General features: G+C 65.9%; 18 protein-coding genes. 12 read left to right on the top strand and 6 right to left on the bottom strand.

The genetic code is table 11. The annotated features are described in order from the left end of the window. Nucleotides 1-75 precede the first annotated feature (75 nt). Complete coding sequence (locus BAU07_RS16220; RefSeq protein WP_066659564.1) at nt 76-1068, top strand: Bug family tripartite tricarboxylate transporter substrate binding protein; 993 nt, start codon at nt 76-78, stop codon at nt 1066-1068. 64 nt (nt 1069-1132) lie between these two features. On the opposite strand, the gene BAU07_RS16225 is transcribed toward BAU07_RS16220, so the two are convergent. Further along, a complete protein-coding gene (locus tag BAU07_RS16225; RefSeq protein ID WP_066659566.1) occupies nt 1133-1468 on the bottom strand; it encodes a DUF4148 domain-containing protein in 336 nt (111 codons plus the stop codon). Between the two features lie 280 nt (nt 1469-1748). On the opposite strand from BAU07_RS16225, the gene BAU07_RS16230 reads away from it, so the two are divergent. Beyond that, nucleotides 1749-3407, top strand: coding sequence for an ATP-binding domain-containing protein (locus BAU07_RS16230; RefSeq protein ID WP_066665489.1), 1659 nt, complete (start codon nt 1749-1751; stop codon nt 3405-3407). Between the two features lie 13 nt (nt 3408-3420). Here the strand turns inward: BAU07_RS16230 and BAU07_RS16235 are convergent, their stop codons facing one another. From BAU07_RS16235 to BAU07_RS16245, 3 genes are all read right to left on the bottom strand, one after another. Then, complete coding sequence (locus tag BAU07_RS16235; protein WP_066659568.1) at nt 3421-3750, bottom strand: DUF2322 family protein; 330 nt, start codon at nt 3748-3750, stop codon at nt 3421-3423. 85 nt (nt 3751-3835) lie between these two features. After that, complete coding sequence (locus BAU07_RS16240) at nt 3836-4750, bottom strand: LysR family transcriptional regulator (RefSeq protein ID WP_066659570.1); 915 nt, start codon at nt 4748-4750, stop codon at nt 3836-3838. Nucleotides 4751-4803: 53 nt separating this feature from the next. Continuing rightward, a complete protein-coding gene (locus BAU07_RS16245) occupies nt 4804-6885 on the bottom strand; it encodes a TonB-dependent siderophore receptor (protein WP_066665490.1) in 2082 nt (693 codons plus the stop codon). Between the two features lie 430 nt (nt 6886-7315). Here BAU07_RS16245 and BAU07_RS16250 point away from each other — a divergent pair, with 430 nt between their 5' ends. Further along, nucleotides 7316-8221 carry a fumarylacetoacetate hydrolase family protein gene (locus BAU07_RS16250; protein ID WP_066659571.1) on the top strand — a complete coding sequence of 302 codons (906 nt, stop codon included), beginning with the start codon at nt 7316-7318 and terminating at the stop codon, nt 8219-8221. A gap of 2 nt (nt 8222-8223) precedes the next feature. On the opposite strand, the gene BAU07_RS16255 is transcribed toward BAU07_RS16250, so the two are convergent. Next, nucleotides 8224-8928: a GntR family transcriptional regulator gene (locus BAU07_RS16255; protein ID WP_066659574.1), complete on the bottom strand. Its 705-nt coding sequence runs from the start codon at nt 8926-8928 to the stop codon at nt 8224-8226. A gap of 122 nt (nt 8929-9050) precedes the next feature. Here BAU07_RS16255 and BAU07_RS16260 point away from each other — a divergent pair, with 122 nt between their 5' ends. From BAU07_RS16260 to BAU07_RS16300, 9 genes are read left to right on the top strand one after another with little or no spacing between them, the layout of a single operon-like run. After that, a complete protein-coding gene (locus BAU07_RS16260; protein WP_084025826.1) occupies nt 9051-10061 on the top strand; it encodes a Bug family tripartite tricarboxylate transporter substrate binding protein in 1011 nt (336 codons plus the stop codon). Nucleotides 10062-10065: 4 nt separating this feature from the next. Further along, entirely contained in the window at nt 10066-12453 is a 2388-nt protein-coding gene (locus BAU07_RS16265) for a xanthine dehydrogenase family protein molybdopterin-binding subunit (RefSeq protein WP_066659578.1), read from the top strand. Next, a complete protein-coding gene (locus tag BAU07_RS16270) occupies nt 12450-13292 on the top strand; it encodes an FAD binding domain-containing protein (protein ID WP_066659579.1) in 843 nt (280 codons plus the stop codon). Before BAU07_RS16265 ends, BAU07_RS16270 begins: the two co-directional genes overlap by 4 nt. Beyond that, nucleotides 13285-13758: a (2Fe-2S)-binding protein gene (locus BAU07_RS16275; protein WP_157122264.1), complete on the top strand. Its 474-nt coding sequence runs from the start codon at nt 13285-13287 to the stop codon at nt 13756-13758. Before BAU07_RS16270 ends, BAU07_RS16275 begins: the two co-directional genes overlap by 8 nt. Next, on the top strand, nt 13755-14849 hold the full coding sequence (locus tag BAU07_RS16280) for a DODA-type extradiol aromatic ring-opening family dioxygenase (protein ID WP_066659581.1): 1095 nt from the start codon (nt 13755-13757) through the stop codon (nt 14847-14849). Before BAU07_RS16275 ends, BAU07_RS16280 begins: the two co-directional genes overlap by 4 nt. 9 nt (nt 14850-14858) lie before the next feature. Beyond that, nucleotides 14859-15350, top strand: a complete 492-nt coding sequence (locus tag BAU07_RS16285; RefSeq protein WP_066659582.1) for a RidA family protein — start codon at nt 14859-14861, stop codon at nt 15348-15350. 7 nt (nt 15351-15357) lie between these two features. Continuing rightward, on the top strand, nt 15358-16515 hold the full coding sequence (locus tag BAU07_RS16290; protein ID WP_066659583.1) for an FAD-dependent oxidoreductase: 1158 nt from the start codon (nt 15358-15360) through the stop codon (nt 16513-16515). Next, entirely contained in the window at nt 16499-17116 is a 618-nt protein-coding gene (locus BAU07_RS16295; protein ID WP_084026073.1) for a CoxG family protein, read from the top strand. The genes BAU07_RS16290 and BAU07_RS16295 overlap by 17 nt, the downstream gene beginning before the upstream one ends. Then, the gene (locus tag BAU07_RS16300) at nt 17113-18630 is read left to right on the top strand and encodes a gamma-glutamyltransferase family protein (protein ID WP_066659594.1); all 1518 of its coding nucleotides are present in this window, start codon (nt 17113-17115) and stop codon (nt 18628-18630) included. Before BAU07_RS16295 ends, BAU07_RS16300 begins: the two co-directional genes overlap by 4 nt. A 108-nt stretch (nt 18631-18738) precedes the next feature. On the opposite strand, the gene BAU07_RS16305 is transcribed toward BAU07_RS16300, so the two are convergent. Further along, complete coding sequence (locus BAU07_RS16305; protein ID WP_066659596.1) at nt 18739-20679, bottom strand: S9 family peptidase; 1941 nt, start codon at nt 20677-20679, stop codon at nt 18739-18741. Nucleotides 20680-20777: the final 98 nt, after the last annotated feature.

The raw sequence follows: 20777 nt of genomic DNA on the forward strand, positions 1-20777 counted from the left end.
CGCGACGACAAGCAGGAATGCCAGGCTGGACCACAACGAATGGATCGCAGCATAAAAAACGACTGGAGAGACGACATGCCCACATCACGCCGACGATTCCTGGCGCACAGCGCGGCATACGCGCTGGCGACCACCACCCTGCCCTGGGCTCGGCCCGCCCGGGCCGTGGGGTATCCCGACAAGCCCGCGCGGCTGTACGTGCCCTACCCGCCCGGCGCGGCCACGGATACCCTGGGGCGCATGGCCGCGCAGACGTATACCGACGCCTATGGGCAATCCTTCATCGTCGAGAACCGCGCGGGCGGCGGCACCACCATCGGTACGCGGGCGGTGGCCGCCGCGCCCGCGGACGGCTACACGATCGGCATGGTCGACTCCACATTCACCATCAATCCCGGGCTGCTGGGCCAGCGCCTGCCCTATGACACCTTGAAGGACTTCGCGCCCATATCGCTCATGGCCACCGCGCCCTTCGTAATGGTGGTGCACCCCTCTGTGACGGCGACGGACATCGCGTCCTTCGTCGCCCTGGCGAAGGCACAGCCTGGCACCTTGTCCTTCGGCTCCGCGGGCGTGGGCAGCGCGCCGCACCTGGCGGGTGAGCAACTGCGCCAGCAGGCGGGCATCGATGTCCTGCATGTGCCCTATCGCGGCGGCGGCACGGTCTTTACGGACCTGATGGGCGGGCAGGTGCAATTCGCCTTCGCCACGGTGCCGACGCTGCTGGAGCACATCAGGGCGGGACGGCTACGCGCGTTGGCGGTCACGAGCAACCAGCGCGTCACGCAGCTTGCCGACGTACCGACTTTCCGGGAGGCAGGACTGCCCGGCGTCGACACCTCGCCCCTGTTCGGCGTGGTCGCGCCGGCCGGGGTGCCGGCGCCCATCATCGAACAGTTGTCGGACACGCTCGCGACATCGACACGCAAGGGGCCGCTGCGCGACAAGCTGGCCGGCCTCGGGTTCCAGCCGGTGGGCAGCACGCCAGCGGAATTCGCCCGCCGTATTCGCGACGACGTGGCGAAGTGGACGGACGTGATAGCGCGGGGAAACATCAAGCCGGAATAGGCGGCAAGGCCGTAATGGGGCCGCGCAATGACCACGGGGTGGCCTGCTAGGCGACCCGGCCCTTTCAGTGCCCCTGGAAAGGCATGTTGTCGATGTCGCCGAACTTCATTGCGCCCACTCCCTTAGGCGTGGCATCGGCCTGCGTGGCGGCGCCGGCGGTGGCGGTGGCGGCATGATCGGTGCCGGTCTCCTTCTGGGCAACGAAGGGCTGGTTGTCCATGTCCTCGTTGCCGGTCAATCCGGCCGCCTTGGCGGCGTGCATTTCCTGGATGACCTGGGCCCGCGTCACGTTGCTGTACTGCTTGCCGTAGACGCCCTGGAAGGGCGTGAGCTGCGCGTGCGCGCTGCCGACGGCGGCGAAGGCGAGGATCGAGGCTGAAACGAGCGTTCGGGCTTTCATTGCGGTACTCCTGTTCCTGTTCAGAGACGGGCGGCCGCCAGCCTGACCGACCGGTACCGGCGGTGGAGTGCCCTTCCGTATGGGCGGCATTTTGCGCGGATGGGACCCGGAGATAAACGCGGATACCGGAATTCAATCTTCCGAAAACATCGGCAATCCGGTAACGAAACCGTCATCGATTCTGCGATGGCGTCCCATGGCCATGACGCGGCGGAGCCGGCGATGGCAAGCGCCTGGCGGCTGCGTTATGCTCGTGGCGGTCATTGCAGCTGGAGCATACGTGGCACACATCATCCCGGATGGCTGGGACACCCCACAACGCAGCGGCCCGGCGCAACGCGAACTGGAGACCCTGGCCCGGCTCAAGGCCGGCCTGCCGGCCGACTACACCGTCTACCATGCGGTTCACTGGACCAATATCGAAGGACGTCACGCCATCTACGGCGAGATCGACTTCGTCGTCGTCAATCGCGCGGGCGACCTGCTGGTCATCGAACAGAAGGCTGGTGCGCTGGAGGAAACGGCGGAAGGCCTGGCCAAGCGCCATGGCGGCAAGGCGCAACTGATACCCGTGCAGATGGCTCGCACGGCGGAAACCCTGCGAGCCAAGCTGGGGCGCACACTGGACCGCGAAGACATCCGCCTGGACTACCTGCTGTATTGCCCGGATCACCGGGTCCTCGCGCCCACGACCGCCGGGATGTCGGCGGAGCGCATCGTCGACGCCAGCCGGCGCGAGCGCCTGTGCGCGGTCATCCAGGACATCCTGCCGCCGGGCGCGGATTCGCCCGCGGCAGTGCGCGTCGACCGTTTCCTGCGCGATATCATCCGGCTGGAAGTGGATGTCAGCGCCCTTATCGGCCAAGCCCGCACGCTGGTCACGCGGCTGGCCGGCGGCCTGGCGCACTGGGCGCGACAGCTCGACATCGAACCCTACCGCCTGCGCGTCACGGGCACCGCGGGGTCCGGCAAGACCCAGCTGGCGCTGGCCGAATACCGCGATGCCATCGAACGCGGCAAGCGCCCGCTCTACGTCTGCTTCAACCGGCCTTTGGCTGACCATTTCAACCGCATCGCGCCGGAAGGCGGCCTGGCCTGCTCCTTCCACATGTTGTGCGACCGGTTGCTGCGCCATGCCGGCCGCGCGCCTGATTTTTCGCGGCCGGACGCCTTCGCGCGCCTGGTGGACGAAGCCGAAGCGGTGGCCGTACCGGCCGATTTCCTGTTCGACACCGTGATCGTCGACGAAGGCCAGGACTTCGACGCGCGCTGGCGCGACATGGTGCTGCGCCTGGCCAGGCCGCAGGCACGCGTGCTGTGGCTCGAAGACCCCATGCAGAACCTGTACGGCAACCCGCTGCCGGAACTGCCGGGCTGGGTCCGGCTGCGCGCGCAAAGCAATTTCCGCAGTCCGCGCCCCGTCGTGGGCTTTCTGCACACCATCCTGCCCGACGACGCCCATATCGACGCACAGGCGCCGGTCACCGATGCCGACGTGGAGGTGCTCTCGTATCACGACGAGGAAAGCCTTTCCCGCGCCGTCAAGCAAGGCATACGCAAATGCTATTCGGCGGGCTTCCGTCCGGAAGACGTCGCCCTGCTGAGCTACCATGGGCACAAATCGTCCCTGGTGCTGCAGAAGGACCGGTTGGGACCGCATGCGCTGCGCCGCTTCACCGGCCAGTACGATCTTTTCGGCCAGCCTGCCTATTCGGCGGGCGACGTGCTGGCCGAGTCCGTCTACCGCTTCAAGGGGCAGTCCGTGCCGGCGGTGGTCTTCGCTGAAATCGACTTCGACACCCTGGATGAAGGCGCGATAAGAAAGCTTTTCGTCGGCGCGACGCGCGCGACGCTCAAGCTGATCCTGGTCGCCGCCGAGCCCGCGGCCGCGGTGCTGCGCGAAAAACTCGGGCACGGTCCCGCAGCGGACGACGCGTGACGGGCTTCAGCAGTCAGGCGGCGATCACATCCATGCGCAAGGCGCTGCCGCCCGCCACAATGGCCAGGAGGCGGTCGACGTTGGGATGAGCCCCCGGACGGGCGCGCGCGTCAGCGGTATGCTCCGCGAACACCGCCAGGCCATGTTCGGCCGCCCTGGCGTCGAGCGCGCCGAATTCCTGGTGCAAATAGTGATACACCGCCAGCGAACCCTGCTTGCCCGGCTGGTTCTCGATGCTCGCCACCACGGCGCCCGTGCCGTCGCGCAGATCGATGCGCGCGATGCCGTCGATGGACGGCAGTTGCGCAACGTTGTCCTTGAAAACCTTGCTCGCCTGGATCACTGAAGACGCTCCTTTTGCTGGGGACTGGGCCGGAAGATGGCGGAACGGACGACATGTTATCCGATCCCATTCCGGTCGGCTGCGCCTACACGGGAGCCATGCCGGGCAGGGACTCCGCCATGCCGAAAAGTTCATCGAGCAGCATCTGCACGCGGCTGGCGCGTTGGCGGCTGGGGGGATAAAGAACCCAGATCGAAGGGCCGGCAACCTGGAAGTCCTGCAGGACTTCGACCAGGGCGCCCTTGCGCAGTTGCGGCAAGGCGACGTAGTCGGGCGCCTGGATGATGCCCACGCCCTGCGCCGCCGCCTCCAGCAGCGCTTCGCCATTGTCGATCAGCATGTTGCCCTGTATGGCCACGTTCTGCCGTGCATCGTCCGCATAGGCGAATTCCCAGTGCCATTTCAGCCGCCGGCCGGGCCTGACATACAACAGGCAATTGTGCCCGGCCAGGTCCTGGGGCGCCTGCGGCGTGCCCCATTCGGCCAGATAGCCAGGCGCCGCGGCAGTCACGATGCGGGATTCGCGCAGTTTGCGCGCGACCAGGCGCGTGTCCGGCGCCGCGCCGATCGAAACCGCCACGTCGAAGCTGTCCTCCGCCAGGTCGTCCAGCCGGTCCGAGAGGGTCACGCTGAAGGTGAGTTCGGCAAACCGCTTGGCCAGGCTGTTCAGCAGCGGCATGATCCAGATCTTGCCGTAGCTCAATGGCAGCACCACCCGCAGGGTGCCGCGCGGGGTGTCGCGCAGCGCGGTCACTTCGTTCTTCGCCACTTCCAGCTGGTCCAGGATGGACTTGCAGCGCTCGTAGAACGCCATGCCGTCCGGCGTGGGACTGACCCGGCGGGTGGTGCGTTCCACAAGCTTGACCCCAAGGTCGGCCTCAAGCTTGCTGATGATGCGGCTGACGCTGGCGTTGGAGGTTTCCAGCACGTCCGCCGCCTTGGTGAAACTGCAAAGTTCGACCGCCTTGACGAACACGCCAATTTCGCTGAACTGGTCCAACGCCGGCTCCTGGTTGTGGTTATGCAAGCCTGCAACCGGCGAATATTACTCCGTCAAAAGCGCAGGGTCGCACTCACCATGAAGCTGCGTGGGTCCCCTGCTTTCACATAATCCGCGGACTGGAACATCCAGTACTTCTTGTTCGCCAGGTTGTTGATGCCGGCCCTGAAGGTGGTGTCGTACCCGTACAGCCGCGTATCGTAGATCGCCCCGATATTGACGATGGTGTAGTCGTCCACCTTTACATTGTTGGACGCGCCCACCATCGTGGCGCCGGTGTATTTGGCGTCGGCCCGCAGCTTCAGGCCCGGCAGGTAGGGCACGCTATAGGTCACCTGCGCGGCCGCCACGAACCGGGGCGCGCCCGCGACGCGGTTGCCCACATAATCGGACCCCTTGCGGTATTCCGAATCCAGGAACATCAGGCTGCTGCCGACGTTCCAGTCGCGCGCCACGCGCACGGACCCGGCCAGCTCCACGCCCTGGTAGACGGACTCGCCGTTCTGGACGAGCTCATTGGCGGCGTTGGTGTATTCGGCCTTTTTTTCGATGCGAAAGACGGCGGCCGTGGCCGCCCAGTCTTCGTGCTCGGTCTTGATGCCGACTTCGTATTGCCTGCTCTTGAGCGGATCCAGCAGTTCGCCGAAATTCGCATACGTCGCGCCCACCGAAGACCCGGGCTCCAGCGATTCCATATAGCTGGCATAGGCCATGGTCTGCGGCGTGATCTTGTACATCAGGGCCACGGTAGGCGTCGGCACGCCGTTCTTGTCGTACTCCGACGAGCGGGCGCCGTCGGCATCGAAGCCGGTCTGGCTGTAGTCGGTGTAGCGGATACCGCCCAGCACGGACCATCCATGCGCCAGGTCCACCGTATCGCTGAGGAAGATGGACTTCTGGGTAATCTCGGCGGCGCGATACAGGTCCAGCGCCCCCTCGCTGTAGTACGTATTGGTGTTCTGCGACCACAGGTCGCCGGTGCCGATGAAGCGATAGACGCCGTTGGCGCTGTAGTCGTTCTTCTGTTTCTGCCACGACGCGCCCATCACGACCTGATGCTGCAGCGTCCCCGTGTAGAACCTGCCCTGCAGCATGCCCTGCCACTGGTTGTACGAATACGCCTCGCCGTAATCGGAGTGATAGTCGTCGTAGTTGCCCAGGCTATCGCGCAGGAACAGAACCGATTCATTGCGTCGTGTCCGGGTGGTGCTATAGCTGTAGTCGGTGCGGAAGGTCCAATCGGAATTCAGTTCGTAGGTCAGGCCGGTGGCGTAGAAGCGGAACCGGTTATCGGCATAGGTGCCGTTGCCGACCAGCGTGTTGTCGTCGTTGCGCACGGGACTGGGCAGGCGATTGCCCGACATGGCGCCGGCATAGATCGTCGGCTCCTGGTCGATGGCGTTGCGGTCCTGGTAAATGGATTGGAAATCCCAGGTCAACGCGTCGCTCAGCCGTGCATCGAGCGCCAGCGAAAAAGAGTTCCGGTAGAGCGACCCATCGTTGTAGGTGCTGCCTTCTTCATGCGTGGCGTTCAGCCGGTAACCGAAGGCGCCGCTGGCGCCTGCCCGTCCACCGATGTCCAAATGCTCATGAATCAGGCTCTTGGAGACATAGCCGATATCGATGGCGCGGACCGGCTCGTCGGTGGGTTTCTTGGTGACGTAGTTGATCAATCCGCCAGGAGTGCCGAAGCCGTACATGAAGCCGGACGCGCCCTTCAGCAATTCGATGCGCTCGAACTGTTCGTACGGCAGCACGGTGACGTAGCTCAGGAAGGGCTTGCCGTCGATACGGTAGGAGTTCTGCCAGTCCAGCGGCAGGCCGCGCACCGTCAGATAACTGGCGAAGGCACCGTAGGCGGCGCTGTTGTCGGAGACGGACGCGTCCAGCGCGAACACATCCCCGAGCTTGTTCACCTGGCGGTCTTCGATGTCCTGGGCCGTGACGACGGTGGTGGAAAACGGTGTTTCCAGCTGGGTACGCGTGCCCAGCGCGCCGCCGTTGACGGGCGTTTGCAAGTGCACCAGCGTGTCGTCGTCCACGGCCGTCGCCTCGATGCTCACGGCGGGCAACTGCGCCACCGGCTGGCTGGCCGCGGCGCCGCCGCCGGGGCCACCGATGGCAGTCGGAACCACATCCTGCGCCTGCGACGGCACCGGCAGGCCCAAACCGATGGCGGCCGCCAATACCGTGCCCCTGACCACGATACCCGTGCAACACGGCGCTTGCGCCCGCAGGACTACTGCTCTGAACACCACGCTTAGTTCTCCCCTGACATAAAAATGAATGAGGCGAGATCTTATATGGTAATGATTACTATTCGCAACAACGTCATGCGACTGGGTGACCGGTGCCCGCCGGCCGGGCACCGGCGGGGCAGACGGCGGCGGCGCGCCGAAGGAGCCTTGGGTGCCCGGGCGGGAGGGTTACGCGACGCTGACGCCATGTCGGTGCGGGTCGGGAATCCGGCCATCCAGCGGCATACCCTCGGCCATCCCATAACGTATACTTTTAAATGCTTTCGTATACTATTTAGCCACCGTCCTTCTTCTTTTCACAGACCCCGTGAGACTCCTTACCTTTGCGCGCACGTCTTCCCATCTCGGCATGCTCCTGAATGCGGAGACCGTTTTCGACCTGACATCGGCATGGCTTCATGAAGGTGGCTCAAACGCGCCGGCTCATGTGGGCGACCTGTTGGCACTGGGCGACCAGGGCATGCAACAAGCCGAGGCGCTGCTGTTGACGCATGCCGGCGATGCCCGCTTTGTGGCGCCCTTGCCCGACGTGCGCCTGCTGGCGCCGATCCCCCGCCCGGCGAAGAATATTTTCTGCATCGGGCGCAACTATCGCGAACACATCATTGAAGGCAACCGTGCGCGCGGTCGCGATCCCCATGACTTTCCAAAGGCGATCGAAGTCTTCACCAAGCCACCGACATCGGTCATAGGTCCGGACGCCGTCATCGCGGCGCACGCGCACATCACCCGGGAACTCGACTACGAAGTCGAGCTGGGCGTGGTGATAGGCAAAGGCGGCATCGACATCCCCGCCGAACGGGCGATGGAACACGTATTCGGCTACACCGTCATCAATGACATCAGCGCGCGCGATCTGCAGAAGGCGCATGGCCAGTGGTTCAGGGGCAAGGCGCTGGACCGCCATTGCCCGATGGGACCTTGCATCGTGCACAAGCGGGGGATTCCCGACCCGCACGCGCTGTCGATACAGCTGGATGTGAACGGCGAACGCCGGCAGGATTCCAACACGAGCGATCTGCTGTTCAAGATCCCCGACATCATCGCCCAGTTGTCCCGCGGCATGACGCTGGAGGCAGGCGACATCATCGCCACGGGAACGCCGTCCGGCGTGGGGTTGGGGCTGGTGCCGCCCCGCTATCTCCAAAAGGGAGATGTCGTCACCGCGCGGATCGAAGGATTGGGCATCCTTCGCAACCCTATCGGCGACTGACCCTACTCGGCGAGTTCGGGCGTGCGCTGCGCGGAGATAGAACGCGTCGCCATGGCCTCGGTGTGGCGCAGGTGCGCGATCGTCAGGCGCCGGGCTTCGTCGGCATTCTGGGCTCGAATCGCCTCGTACAGCCGCTGGTGCTGGCGCATCGATTCCTTGCGCTCCTCCCATTCCGCCACGAAAAAGTAGCGGCACAGCCGCAGTTCCAGTTCCTGGATCACCGAGAATGCCAGCGCATTGTCCGCGGCCTGCGCGATGACGGTATGGAACTGCGAATTCACCCGCGAACTGCTGACAAAGTCATTCAGCTCCACGGCGCGCTCGCCTTCTTCTACCAGCGCCAGCAGTTGCTGCAGGTGCACGGTGCGACGTCTGTGCGCCGCCATGGCCGTGATTTCCGGTTCGATGATTTGCCGCAACTCGAAGAGCTCGTGCAGCTCGGCCATCGAAAGGCGTCGCACGTAGGTGCCACGACGCGGCGCCGATTCCACCCATCCTTTTGCTTCCAGCGCCTTCAGGGCTTCGCGAACCGGAATCTTGCTAACGCCGAACCGTTCCGCCAATTCGTCGATCAGCAGGCGCTCCCCGGCGCGCAGCTTGCCGGTAACGATCTGCTCGAACAAGGCCTCATAGACGTTCGGTAAGCGGGTGGCGCGTGTCCCCGCGCCGGCGGGCGAAGACTGCAGGTCTTCAGCGATGGTTGCCATGAAGGTTCCGGATGTCGCGGCTCGCGATGAGCCAGATTTTCCTTGACATGCTACCACGCTCAGATATTATTCCCCCATCTCGTATACTTTATTTGCTTTACGTATACTTCAAGGGGAAATGAATGTTCAGTTTTTCAAACGCGAAAGGCTCAATCTGGCTCGGTCGCTTGATCCGCGCGGGTTGCGCGGTGGGATGCATCGCGACCAGCATGGGCGGGGCTCAGGCTGCCTATCCCGAGCGTCCGGTGACCATCGTCGTTCCCTTCGCGGCTGGCGGCGCGTCAGATATCGTGGCGCGCGTGGTCGCGCAGCAGTTGAACGACGAATACCACCAGGCCTTCATCGTGGAAAACAAGCCGGGCGGCAGCACGCAGATCGCTACGCGGTTCGTGATCAATGCGCCGGCCGATGGCCATACCCTATTGCTGGCCACCACCTCGGTGATCAACAACGCCTATCTGTACAAGAACCTCAACTACGACGCCGCCCGCTCGCTGCGTCCGGTCATCGGCCTGGTGGATGTTCCCGCCTTCCTGATCGTCGGCCCCACCATGCCGGCCAGGACCGTACCGGAGTTTCTCTCCACCGCGCATCAGCGGTCGGACAGCAACAAGCTGTCCTTCGGCTCCGCCGGCACGGCCAGTACCTTGCATCTGGCAGGCGAGTGGCTCAACCAGGTGGAGCACCTCAAGGGCGTACATATCCCCTACAAGGGGAGCGGACCGGAGGTCGTCGCACTGGCGTCCGGCGAAGTCGATTATTCGTTCGAGAACCTGGCTCCTGCCCTGCCGCAGATCACCAATGGGCGCATCCGCGTCCTGGGCATCGCCGGCCCGAAACGCTTTCCCACCCTTCCCGAGGTTCCGCCGCTGAAGGACTTCGGCTTGCCGGATACGGATATGGCCAGCTGGTTCGTCCTGTTGGCACCGGCGGCCACCCCCGACGGCGTCGTCAAGCAGTTGAACACGTCGATCAACCGCATCCTGGCCAAACCGGAAATCCAGAAGCGCCTGCTCGACCTGGGCCTGGTACCCACAGGCGGAACGCCCCAGGAGTTGGCCGACCGGATGAAAGCCGATAGCGAGAAATGGATCGCCATCATCAAGGCCGGCAACATTACCGTGGACCAGTAAGACCATGCACAGCGTAGAAGCACCGGCACGCAATGCCGGCATCGCGGCGAACCTCATCGGCGCGCGGGTCCCGCGCCGGGAAGACGCACGCCACCTCGCCGGCGCCGCGGCCTTCATCGCGGACATCGCCGTGCGGGATTGCCTGGAAATCGCCTTCGTGCGCAGCCCCGTCGCGCATGGCGTGTTGAAGGGCGTGCATCCAGGCGAGGATGTGCCGCCCGGAAACATCAGGCTGGCGGAACACTTTGAAGGACGCGCCCTCCCCATCAAGGCGGAGTTGCTGCGCGACGGCTTCCATGGGGCGCCCTATCCGCTGCTGGCCACGGGCAAGGTGCGCTTCGTCGGCGAGCCGGTCGCACTCGTCATGGCGCCCACGCGGGCGCAGGCCGAACGCTGGGCGGAGTCGATCTCGCTGGATATCGAACCGCTGGCGCCGGTACTGGACGCTCGCAGCGAATGGGAACGCCCCGGCATTCCGCTGCATGGGAACCTGGACTGCAATCTCATCATGCGCGCCGCGCGCACGATCGGCGATTTCGACCGCATCGAGGCCGCCGCGCGCGACGGTGCAGGGCTGCACCGCATCGAACGCCGCTTCACCATGGAACGGGTGCTGGCCAGCCCCCTGGAAGGCCGCGGCTGCCTGGCCTATCGCGACAAGGCCAGCGGCGCGATGCATGTTCACCTGTCGACGCAGCGTCCCCACCTGATACGCAGCTTCATCACCGCGCAGATACCGGGTTTGCGGGAAAGCGACCTGCGCGTGATCGTACCGGACGTCGGCGGCGGCTTTGGCGCCAAGAGCAACCTGTATCCCGAAGAAGTCTTGCTGACCGCGCTTGCCATGGAGCTGGACCGTCCGGTGCGATGGATAGAAGACCGCTACGAGCACTTCGTCGCCAGCAACCATAGCCGCCAGCACGACCAGGATATCGCCGCCTGGTTCGACGACACGGGCCGCATCCACGCGGTCGACGCGACCTTCATCGTCGACGCGGGCGCGTATTGCGCGAAATCGTCCACCGGGGCGATCGAGGCCAACATGGCGGCCAACGTGATGCTGGGTCCCTACGACATCCGGCATTACCGCTTCCAGGCGATCAGCATCTATACGAACAAAAGCCCTGTCGGTCCCTATCGCGGCGTCGGCCGGCCAGGCGGGTGCTTCGCCATGGAGCGCATCGTCGACGAAGTCGCGCATTGCCTCGGTATGGATCCGGTGGAGGTACGCCGGCGCAACCTGATCCCGGCGGAGAAAATGCCCTACGTGACCGCGACCGGGCTGGCCTACGATTCCGGCGATTACCGGCAAGCGGTGGACGAGGCGGCGCGGCATGTCGAAACAAACTGGCGCACGCGCCCGCCTGCGCATGCACGCCGACGCGCCGGCATCGGCTACGCCATGCTGGTCGAACAAGCAGGACACGGATCGGAGGAATGGTTCCGGCGCGGCTCTCCCACCGTCTATGGACACGAGGCTGCACGGGTCACCCTGAACGGCGACGGCACGCTGGAGATCGATGTCGGTACGCTCGCCCATGGCCAGGGCCACGCCACCAGCTATGCGCAGATCGCCGCGCAGATCACCGCCATTTCCATCGCCGATATACGCGTGCGCCAGGGGGATACGGCCGCCACGCCCTACGGCATGGGAACCGTCGCGTCCCGATCCATCGTCATGGGCGGCGGCGCGGTGGCCCAGGCCTGCGAAGCGTTGATAGCCAAGGCGCGCCGCATCGCATCGGCGAACCTGGGCGACGCGCCCGGCGAGCTGGCATTGCGGGATGGCGCGCTGCATGGCGTGCACGGCAGCCTGAGCCTGGCCGAAGTATCCCGCATCTCCACCGTGCAGATACACAAGCTGCCGAAGGACATCGAGCCGGGCATGTCGCTGCAGGCCTTCTACCGGCCCAGCGTCGAAACCGGAACGTTTTCCTATGCGGTACACGCCGCGCGCGTGGAGGTCGATGTCGACACGGGCTTCGTCACGATCACGGATTACCTGGTGGTCGAAGACTGCGGCACCGTCGTCAACCCCCTGATCGCCGATGGGCAGGTCATAGGCGGCGTCGCGCAGGGCATCGGCCAGGCGCTGTACGAGGCCATGCGCTACAACCGGGACGGCCAGCCGCTGACGGTGACTTTCGGCGACTACGTGGTGCCCAGCGCCATGGAGGTCCCGCATATCGAGATCATCCATCTCTGCACGCCCTCGCCTTTCTCCGCCTTCGGCGTCAAGGGCATGGGCGAAGGCGGGTCGGTCCCGCCGCCCGCCGCCATCGCCAACGCGGTGCGCGCCGCGCTGCATGAACGCGGAGTGGCGGTGGATCGCACGCCGATAGACCCTGATTACCTGCTGGCGCAGTGGCTGGCGGGAGAGCAAACGCGATGAAGCTGCCGGATTTCGAATACCGGGCGCCCGCCTCCCTGGACGACGCGCTGGACACCCTGGCAGCGCTGGGCAGCGACGCCAAGGTGCTGGCAGGCGGGCAGAGCCTCTTGCCGACCATGCGCTACGGCCTGGCTCGTCCGGCGGTGCTGCTGGATCTCAAGCGCGTGCCCATGCTGCGCGGCGCGGGATCGCGCGACGGCACCCTATCGCTCGGCGCCATGACTACCCACGCCGATCTGGCCCGGGGCGCGCGCACTACGCCGCTGGCGTCCCTGCTGGCGGCGCATGCAGAGCAAATCGCTTTCCCGGCCGTGCGCACGCAGGGCACGGTGGGCGGCAGCCTGGTCCACGCAGACCCCGCCGGCGACTGGCCACTACTGTTTTCGGCCCTGGATGCCACCGTCGAGCTGCGCAGCCTGCGCGGGCGTCGCGAAGCCGCATTGCGCGACTTCATCCAGGGACCGCTCACCACCGCCATCGAGATCGATGAGCTGCTGACCGCCGTCACGCTGGATGCGGACAACGCAGGCTTGACCGCCTGGGGCCGCGCCAAGCTGATGCATCGGGCCGGCGAGTACGCCACCACATCGGCGGTGGCGCTGCGGCGCGCGTCGGGACGATGGTCCTGCTGGATCATGGCGCCCTCCACCGGCCCACGCGCGCTGCAAGGATGCGCCGCCCTGCTCGATGCCGGCCACCCCGACGCCGCGCAGCTGATGCGGCAAGCCATGGACGAGGTGGTCCAGCTGCTGCCCGGCGAACCGGCCGCCGCCCATCATCGCCATGCCGCCAACCTGTTACGCGCCATCGAACAGGCGCGGGAGCATCACCATGACTGAAACCCGCCTGAGCGTCGACCTGGTCGTCAACCGCAAGACGGCGACGATGGAAGTGGAGCCCCATGCCAGCCTGGCGGACGCACTGCGCGAACTGGCCGGCACCACGTCGGTACATCTGGGTTGCGAACACGGCGTGTGCGGCGCTTGCAACGTCATCGTCGACGGCGAAGTGGTACGCGCCTGCCTGACCCTGGCCGCCGCTTGCGGCGGCTGCGCCGTTACCACGGCCGAAGGCCTCGACGACGCCCTGGCGGATCGCCTGCGCGACGCGCTGCACCGCCATCATGGCTTGCAGTGCGGTTTCTGCACGCCGGGCATGCTGATCACGGCCCACGACATGGTATCGCGGGGCCAGTCCCCTTGCCCCGCCAGTATCCGCGAACACCTATGCGGCAACATCTGCCGATGCACCGGCTACCAGGGCATTGTCGCCGCCATCCAGACCACCATAGAGGAATCGACATGAATCCTTCCCCGCAAACGGGCATCGTCGGCGTGGCCTGCGTGCCGCACGCGCCCCAGTTCCTGTCGCGGCCGGAAACCGAAGATCTTGAGCAGGTCGAACGGGTGCGTGCCGCGATGGCAGAGGCCGGCGAACGCCTGCGAGCGCTGCGGCCCGACTGCATCATCATGATGTCCAATGATCACGGCGACCACTTCGTAACGCATTCGGTACCCGCCTTCTGCGTGCATGCCGCCGCCACCGCCGACGGCATGCACAAGCACCGCGGCACGTGGACGCTGGATCCATCCATGGGATACGGATTGGTGCGGACCATGGAACAGGAAGGATTCGACCTCGCCTATACCCTGTCGGCAAGGCTTCCCACCGCCTTCACCATCCCCCACGAGTTCATGGGTTTCGGCCGGGAGGTACCGCTGACGGCGATCTTCGTGAATGCCTACGTACCGCCGCAGCCGTCGGCGCTGCGCTGCCACGCCTTCGGCCAGGGCCTGGCGCGCGCCGTCGCGCGCATGGGACGCCGCGCCGTGCTGATCGCCAGCGGCGGCCTGTCCCACTATCCGGGCACCGCGCACTATCCGCATCCCGACGTCGACACGGACAGACAGCTGTACGAGCAGATGCGCGCCGGCAACCTTACCGCCCTGCTCGCATTGGACGACGCAGCGTTGGATCGCACGGGGAATCTGGAATTGCGCGCGCCGCTGATCGCCGCAGGCGCCATGGGCAACCGCAAACCCTTCATCTCTACCTTCGAGCCCTCCTGGCATCACACCTACAGCGTGCTGGCCTGGGATCTGACCGAAGCCATCGGAACCGCGCCCTTGATCTATCCCGCGCTGCCGCCCCAGCGAGTGCCCCTGGTGGAAGCCTTGTACCGCCTGCGCAGCGACCCCGACAGCGCGCGCCGCTACCTGGCCGATCCGCAAGCATGGTGCGACGACTATGCGCTGGCGCCCGACGAACGCGAAGCGTTGCTGGAGATGAATCCGGAACGCCTGCGCGACGAATTTTCCATCCACGCCCTGCTCACCTCCGGCGCGGCCACACAGCTGCGCATCCTGCGCGAGCGCAACCCATCATCCAACCCTTAGGAACCTGCCATGTCCATCGAAACCTTCAACACGCTCAAGGGCGCCACGCCGGAAGCCCGCCTGGCCGAGCTCGGCATCGAACTGCCGGAGCGGCGCCAGCCCGTCGGCAACTACGCGGGCGCGGTCACCACGGGCAATCTGGTCTTCGTCGCCGGCCACGGCACCTTCAATGGCTCCCTGCAGACGCACAAAGGCAAACTCGGTGGCGAAGTGTCCATCGAGGAAGGCAAGGCAGGCGCCCGCAATGCGGTAATCAGCGCGCTGACCTCGCTGAAAGGCGAAATCGGCGAGCTGTCCCGCGTCAAGCGCGTGGTGCGCCTGTTCGGCATGGTGGCATCGACGCCGGACTTCTTCCGCCAACCGGAGGTCATCGACGGGGCTTCCGACGTACTGACCGCCGTATTCGGCGCCGCCGGGATACACGCCCGCTGCGCGGTGGGTTTCGCGGCCCTGCCTTTCAATATGCCGATCGAGCTGGAAATGGTCGTCGAGATCGAGTGAGGACAGCATGACACGCACCGCAGAAATTGCCGGGGGCGGTATCGGCGGCCTGACCGCCGGCGCGCTGCTGGCCCGCCAGGGCTGGCGCGTCCGCATCCACGAACAAGGCGATGAGATCCGGGAAATCGGCGCCGGCATCTACATCAAGAACAATAGCCTCGAAGTTCTCGAACACCTGGGCGTCATGCGCCGCATCGAGGCGCGCGGCACCAGGCTGGAGCGCGCGCAGATCCGCTTCGCCGACGGTCGCGTCAAGCAGGAACGCCAACTGGCCGGGCCATCGCGCGTCCACACGTTTCCCCGCCAGGCCCTGATCGAAGGCTTGCGCGACGTGGCGCTCGACAGCGGCGTGGAAATCCTTACGGGATCCCGCGTCACCGGTGCGGCCAAAGGCCAGCTGCATACCACGGACGGCAGCCACCCGGCCGACCTGATCGTGGGGGCGGATGGCGTGCATTCCGCGGTGCGGGAATCGCTGGACATCGGCGGGGGCTTCACCCAACTGCCTACGCTGATAGACCGCTTCCTGATCGAATCACGCGCGTTCACGGCCGAGTTGCAAACGGTCGAACACTGGTCGGGCAACCGCCGCATAGGGGTGACACCCGCCGGACCGGCGCATACCTATGTCTACATGGTGGCTCCGGCATCCGACGCCAAAGCCGCGCGCCTGCCGCTGGATGTGGCCGACTGGTCGCGCCGCTTTCCGCTGCTGCGGCCCCTGTTCGAGGTGCTTGCCGCCGCTCCGGCGACACAATACCCCTATGGCGTGGTGAGCTGCCCGCGCTGGGCCGTGGACAATGTCGCCATACTGGGCGACGCCGCCCATGGCCTGCCGCCCACCCTTGGCCAGGGCGCCGGACTGACATTGATGAATGCCCTGGCGCTGGCCACGCTGGTGCGCGATGCCACCGACATCCCGGCTGCGCTGCGGGAGTGGGAGCGGCGGGTACGCTTCATCAGCGACCGCACCCAGGCCTGGGCCTGCCGCTACGATGCGTTCACGCGGCAGTGGCCCACGGTGCTGGACTTCGCGCGGCCCCTGGTGGTGTGGAGCTTCGGCCGCTTCCGTTCGCTGAACAACCGCATGCGCATCGCCGACCGCGGCCTTGCGCTGGCCGGCATACACGTGGATACGGGGCACAGCCATGCTGATAGACGGTAGCAAGACGCTGGCGGCCGACCGCGCCACGGTGTGGCGCGCGCTGGCGGATGCCGACTTCCTGCGCGCCACGATCCCGGATTGCAAAAACCTGCAGGCGGTCGATACCGACCGCTACGCCGCAACCCTGGTCAGCGCCGTAGGCCCCGTGCGCGCATCATTCGACGTCGTTTTCCGCCGCGAAGTGGAAACCGACATGCAGTCCTATGTGCTGGTCGGGGAAGGCAACGGCGGCATGGCAGGCTCGGCCCAGGGCCGCATCCGCATCGAGCTCAGCGACATGCCCGGCGGCACGCTGCTGGCGTATTCCGCGGAGACGGCGATCAACGGCAAGCTGGCGCAGTTGGGGAGCCGCCTGATCGATGGCGCGGCGCGCAAATTTTCGGAACGGTTCTTCCATAACGTCCAGAAGCGCCTGGCGGCGCCCCTGGTCGAGCCCGAATCGTTCCGCGGCGATGGCGCAGGGCAGTACGAGCCGACACCTACTCCGCACCGTCCCGCGGCGGCCTCGGGCAGCCTGCGGCCCCAGGTTTCCTGGTGGCTGCCCCTGGCCTGCGGTCTGGGGTGCTTCGCCGGCACCTTCCTGGCGGGATATTTGCGATGAGCGATGGGGTACGTCCGCGCGCCAGCCTCTACGGGCGCCGCAATGCCGTGGTGACCGGCCATCATCTCGCGACGCGCGCCGCCTGCGCGCAACTGGAGCGTGGCGGCTCGCTGGTCGACGCGATGATCGCCGCGTCCGCCGTCCTGACCGTGGTGCTGCCGCACGCCACCTCGCTGGGCGGTTGCGGGATGATGCTGCTGCATGATGCCGTCACAGGAAAGACGCGAGCCCTCAACGGCTCGGGCATCGCGCCCCAGCGTGCCACGGCGGCGGTATTCGGGCAGAGCATCGACGCACGCGGGCCGCGCAGTTGGGTGGTCCCCGGCCTGGTCCGCCTATGGGCACGGGCGCACCGCGCGAACGGGTGCCGGCCATGGCGCGACCTGTTTGCGCAAGCCATCGAGCTGGCCTCCGATGGCGCGGCGTTTTCCAGCGAGATTTCGCGAAATCTGGCCTTGGCGGGGCCACAGGTGCGCGCACAGGCGGGCTTCGACTTGGCCTTCCAGGTCGATGGCCATGACCGCGCGCCTGGAACGCCGTGGCGCCAGGACGCCCTGGCCGAAACGCTGGAACATATCGCCTTGTATGGCGAAGAAGGCTTCTACGAAGGCACCGTGGCCCGCGCCCTGTGCGCCTTCGCGGCGCAAACCGGCGGCCTGTTGCAGCAGGAGGACCTTCAGCGCGTCGCGGCTGACTGGCGGGAACCCGTACGGCAACGATATGGCGACCTGGAGGCGGCCGTCATGCCGCCGAACTCCGTCGGCGTCCTGATGCTGGCGCAGCTGGCGCGCCTGCAGGACAGCTTCGCGGCGCCGCGCGCGCGGCGGCTATATGCCCAGGTCATGAATGCGCGCGAGCGCCTGTCCCTTCTGCACGACCGCGTTGCCGACGACAACGCTCGGTGGCCTTGGCATGACGATGCACTTGCCGCGGCCGTGCCCGAACCCATGCGGAGCGAACCCGGCGATACCGCCGGCATCGTTTTGGCCGACGGCGCCGGCAATGGACTGGTCATGTTGCAGAGCGTATTCCAGCCATTCGGCAGCGGCTGCGTGGATCCCGCGACGGGCGTCCTGATGAACAACCGGCTCAGCGAATTCAGCACCGATCCGACCCGTTTCAATATGCTTGCGCCCGGCAAGCGGCCGGTGCATACGCTGAATCCCTACATGGTCTTCGAGGATGGGCGGCCGGCACTGTATGCCGTATCGCCGGGCGGCGTAAGCCAAACGACGACGGGCGTTCAATGCATCTCCAACGTTCTGCTCGACCGCACACCCCTGCCACAGGCCCTGGACTTGCCGCGCTGGAGCATCGGCCGCGACGGCCAGCTCATGTGCGAGCCCGGTTTTCCGGACGAGACCGTCGCGCTGCTCAGGCATGCCGGCGTGCGCGTAGTGGAAGACTCGGTCCACCCCTTCTACTTCGGTTCCATCAAGGCGGTGCGGTACCACGGCGGCATGCTGGAGGCTGCGGCCGATCTGCGCCGCCAAGCCTACGCGTCCGCATGGTAGTTGATCGTTCCGCATGCCGGTCAGCGCTACGCAAAGCCGCCACGACCGTTTCCGAGGTCCCCGATGGCCGTCATCCCGACACCGCCGCGGCGGCCGCTGCCCACGGCGCTATGTACAGTACCGCTCCAGCCACCCGACCAGGCGGCGGGCGGCATCCACCCGGTGCGAGGGATTGCCGCTTTCCAGGAAGTGGTGGCCGGCCCCGGGATACAAGACCATCTCGGCCTCCGTTTCCGTGGAGTACATGATGCCGGTGTACAGCTCTTCGGCCTGGCACTTCGGGCAGCGTTCGTCCGCTTCGCCCTGCAGGATCAGGGTGGGGGTACGGACCTTCTCGACGTAGGCCATGGGCGATAGCTCGCGCATCACATCGCGCTTGGCGGCGGGTTCGCCATACATCGAATAGGTATCGGCGTAGTAGCCGCTGTCGGAGGCGCCGAAGTGGTTCTCCAGGCTGGTTACCGGCGCGGCGACCACGGCGGCGCAGAAAGCCGTGGAGTTGCAGACCGCCCAGGCCGAAAGAAAGCCGCCATAGGATTTGCCCGCGATGGCTACGCGCGTCCCGACCAGCTCTTCGCGGCGCAGGATATCAATGGCCGCAAGGTGCTGGTCCAGGTCGTACTTGCCCCAGTGCTGGCGCAACCGCGAACTGAATTCGCGCCCATAGCTGCTGGAGCCAACCGCATTGAGCGCCAGCACGCTCCAGCCTCGCGAGATCAGCACATACCAATAGGAATGCATGTTGTAGTCCAGCAGCACATAGCTGGCCGGTCCGCCGTGGACGTCCACCAGCAGCGGCGTGGGACCCTGGGCATCGCGCGGACGCAGCAGCCATCCATCGACCTGCTCGGTATGGCCCCGGCCATCGGGAACGTCGAAGCGCCTGACTTCCGCCACGGGCAGGATCCGCTCGCGCCACCACGCATTGAAGTCGCTCAACCGCGTCTCACGCTGGCCTTGCATATCGGCGTACCAGAGCTCGTTGGGCGAGGCGGCGTCCTGGCTGACATAGACCAGGCCATCGCGCGCCTGAGCCATCCGCGATATGTGCCGGTTACCGGTCAGCAGGTGCGTGACCGTGCCATCCGGTACGGAGACCGATGCAATCTCCTGGCGGCCTTTGTGCGCCAGCACCACGAACACGCGGGATGCGTCCGCCGACCAGCAGACGCTCTGGCCGGAGGCGATCTCTATCCAGTCGTCTCCCAGCGGCGCCGTGGTTCCCTCGGCAACGTCGTAGCGCCACAAACGCAATTGCGCATCGCCGTCCTGCAGACTGCCGGTCAGGATAATGTGCCGGCCGTCGGGGGACCATTTCGGATAAGAGACGGACGCCAGGTCGAACGTGACCTGGCGCTGGTTGGCGCCGTCGGCGTCCATCAACCAGAGGTCGGTGCGATGGGCCAGACGCCCTTCGCGGGTGCGCGTGTATGCGATTTGGCGGCAGTCTGGAGAGAACTGCGCGCTCATGATCTTGTACGAGCCTGCGGTGAGCGCCGTGTGTTCGCCCGAGGTCGCGTCCAGCACGTAGGCATGGATTTCCGTATCCAGGATATAGCCCACTCCATCCATTTTGTAGGGCAGGCGCCAGATGACCTTCGGCGCATCCGGCCCGCGATTCGTATCCTGTTCCTTGCTGTGGTCGCCGCGTATCTCGGGGTCCACCATCAGGGTGCAGCACACCAGCAGCTTCTGGCCATCGGGCGCCCAGTCCATGGACGATGCCCCCGACGGGAAGTAACCCAATTGCCGCGCCTCGCCGCCCTTCGGTTCGATCAGATAGACCTGCTGGCCATTGCCGCGATCGGACAGGAATGCGAGCCGCATTCCGTCGGGCGACCAGCGCGGCATGCTGTCGGATACGCCGGAAGTGAATGGCAGCGGCGCGCCGCCGTCGAGCGGCGCCAGCCATATGCATGTGGCGACACCGTCTTTGCTTGGCGTAATGCTTTGCAGCTGGCACGCGGCGAATGGGCTCGTCGACACGGCATCCAGATCCTGGAGCGTCTGGTACAGGCAGAGATCGTCAACTTGGAATGGCGTTTTCATGGTGTGTGCTGGTCGAATTGAAAAGAGCCGTCCACGCGGACCGCACCCGGCACGCAGCAACAATGCCGATGCCTTAGCGCAATGGGCGTTCCCGCGAC

It is taken from the genome of Bordetella flabilis (assembly GCF_001676725.1).
In the GTDB taxonomy this organism is placed as follows: domain Bacteria; phylum Pseudomonadota; class Gammaproteobacteria; order Burkholderiales; family Burkholderiaceae_B; genus Bordetella_C; species Bordetella_C flabilis.

Bases quoted from the DNA above. Each gene is read 5' to 3' on its own strand.
- BAU07_RS16220 (WP_066659564.1), top strand. From the start codon at position 76: ATGCCCACATCACGCCGACGATTCCTGGCGCACAGCGCGGCATACGCG.
- BAU07_RS16225 (WP_066659566.1), bottom strand. From the start codon at position 1,468: ATGAAAGCCCGAACGCTCGTTTCAGCCTCGATCCTCGCCTTCGCCGCC.
- BAU07_RS16255 (WP_066659574.1), bottom strand. From the start codon at position 8,928: ATGGCAACCATCGCTGAAGACCTGCAGTCTTCGCCCGCCGGCGCGGGG.
- BAU07_RS16260 (WP_084025826.1), top strand. From the start codon at position 9,051: ATGTTCAGTTTTTCAAACGCGAAAGGCTCAATCTGGCTCGGTCGCTTG.
- BAU07_RS16265 (WP_066659578.1), top strand. From the start codon at position 10,066: ATGCACAGCGTAGAAGCACCGGCACGCAATGCCGGCATCGCGGCGAAC.
- BAU07_RS16270 (WP_066659579.1), top strand. From the start codon at position 12,450: ATGAAGCTGCCGGATTTCGAATACCGGGCGCCCGCCTCCCTGGACGAC.
- BAU07_RS16275 (WP_157122264.1), top strand. From the start codon at position 13,285: ATGACTGAAACCCGCCTGAGCGTCGACCTGGTCGTCAACCGCAAGACG.
- BAU07_RS16280 (WP_066659581.1), top strand. From the start codon at position 13,755: ATGAATCCTTCCCCGCAAACGGGCATCGTCGGCGTGGCCTGCGTGCCG.
- BAU07_RS16285 (WP_066659582.1), top strand. From the start codon at position 14,859: ATGTCCATCGAAACCTTCAACACGCTCAAGGGCGCCACGCCGGAAGCC.
- BAU07_RS16290 (WP_066659583.1), top strand. From the start codon at position 15,358: ATGACACGCACCGCAGAAATTGCCGGGGGCGGTATCGGCGGCCTGACC.
- BAU07_RS16295 (WP_084026073.1), top strand. From the start codon at position 16,499: ATGCTGATAGACGGTAGCAAGACGCTGGCGGCCGACCGCGCCACGGTG.
- BAU07_RS16300 (WP_066659594.1), top strand. From the start codon at position 17,113: ATGAGCGATGGGGTACGTCCGCGCGCCAGCCTCTACGGGCGCCGCAAT.
- BAU07_RS16305 (WP_066659596.1), bottom strand. From the start codon at position 20,679: ATGAAAACGCCATTCCAAGTTGACGATCTCTGCCTGTACCAGACGCTC.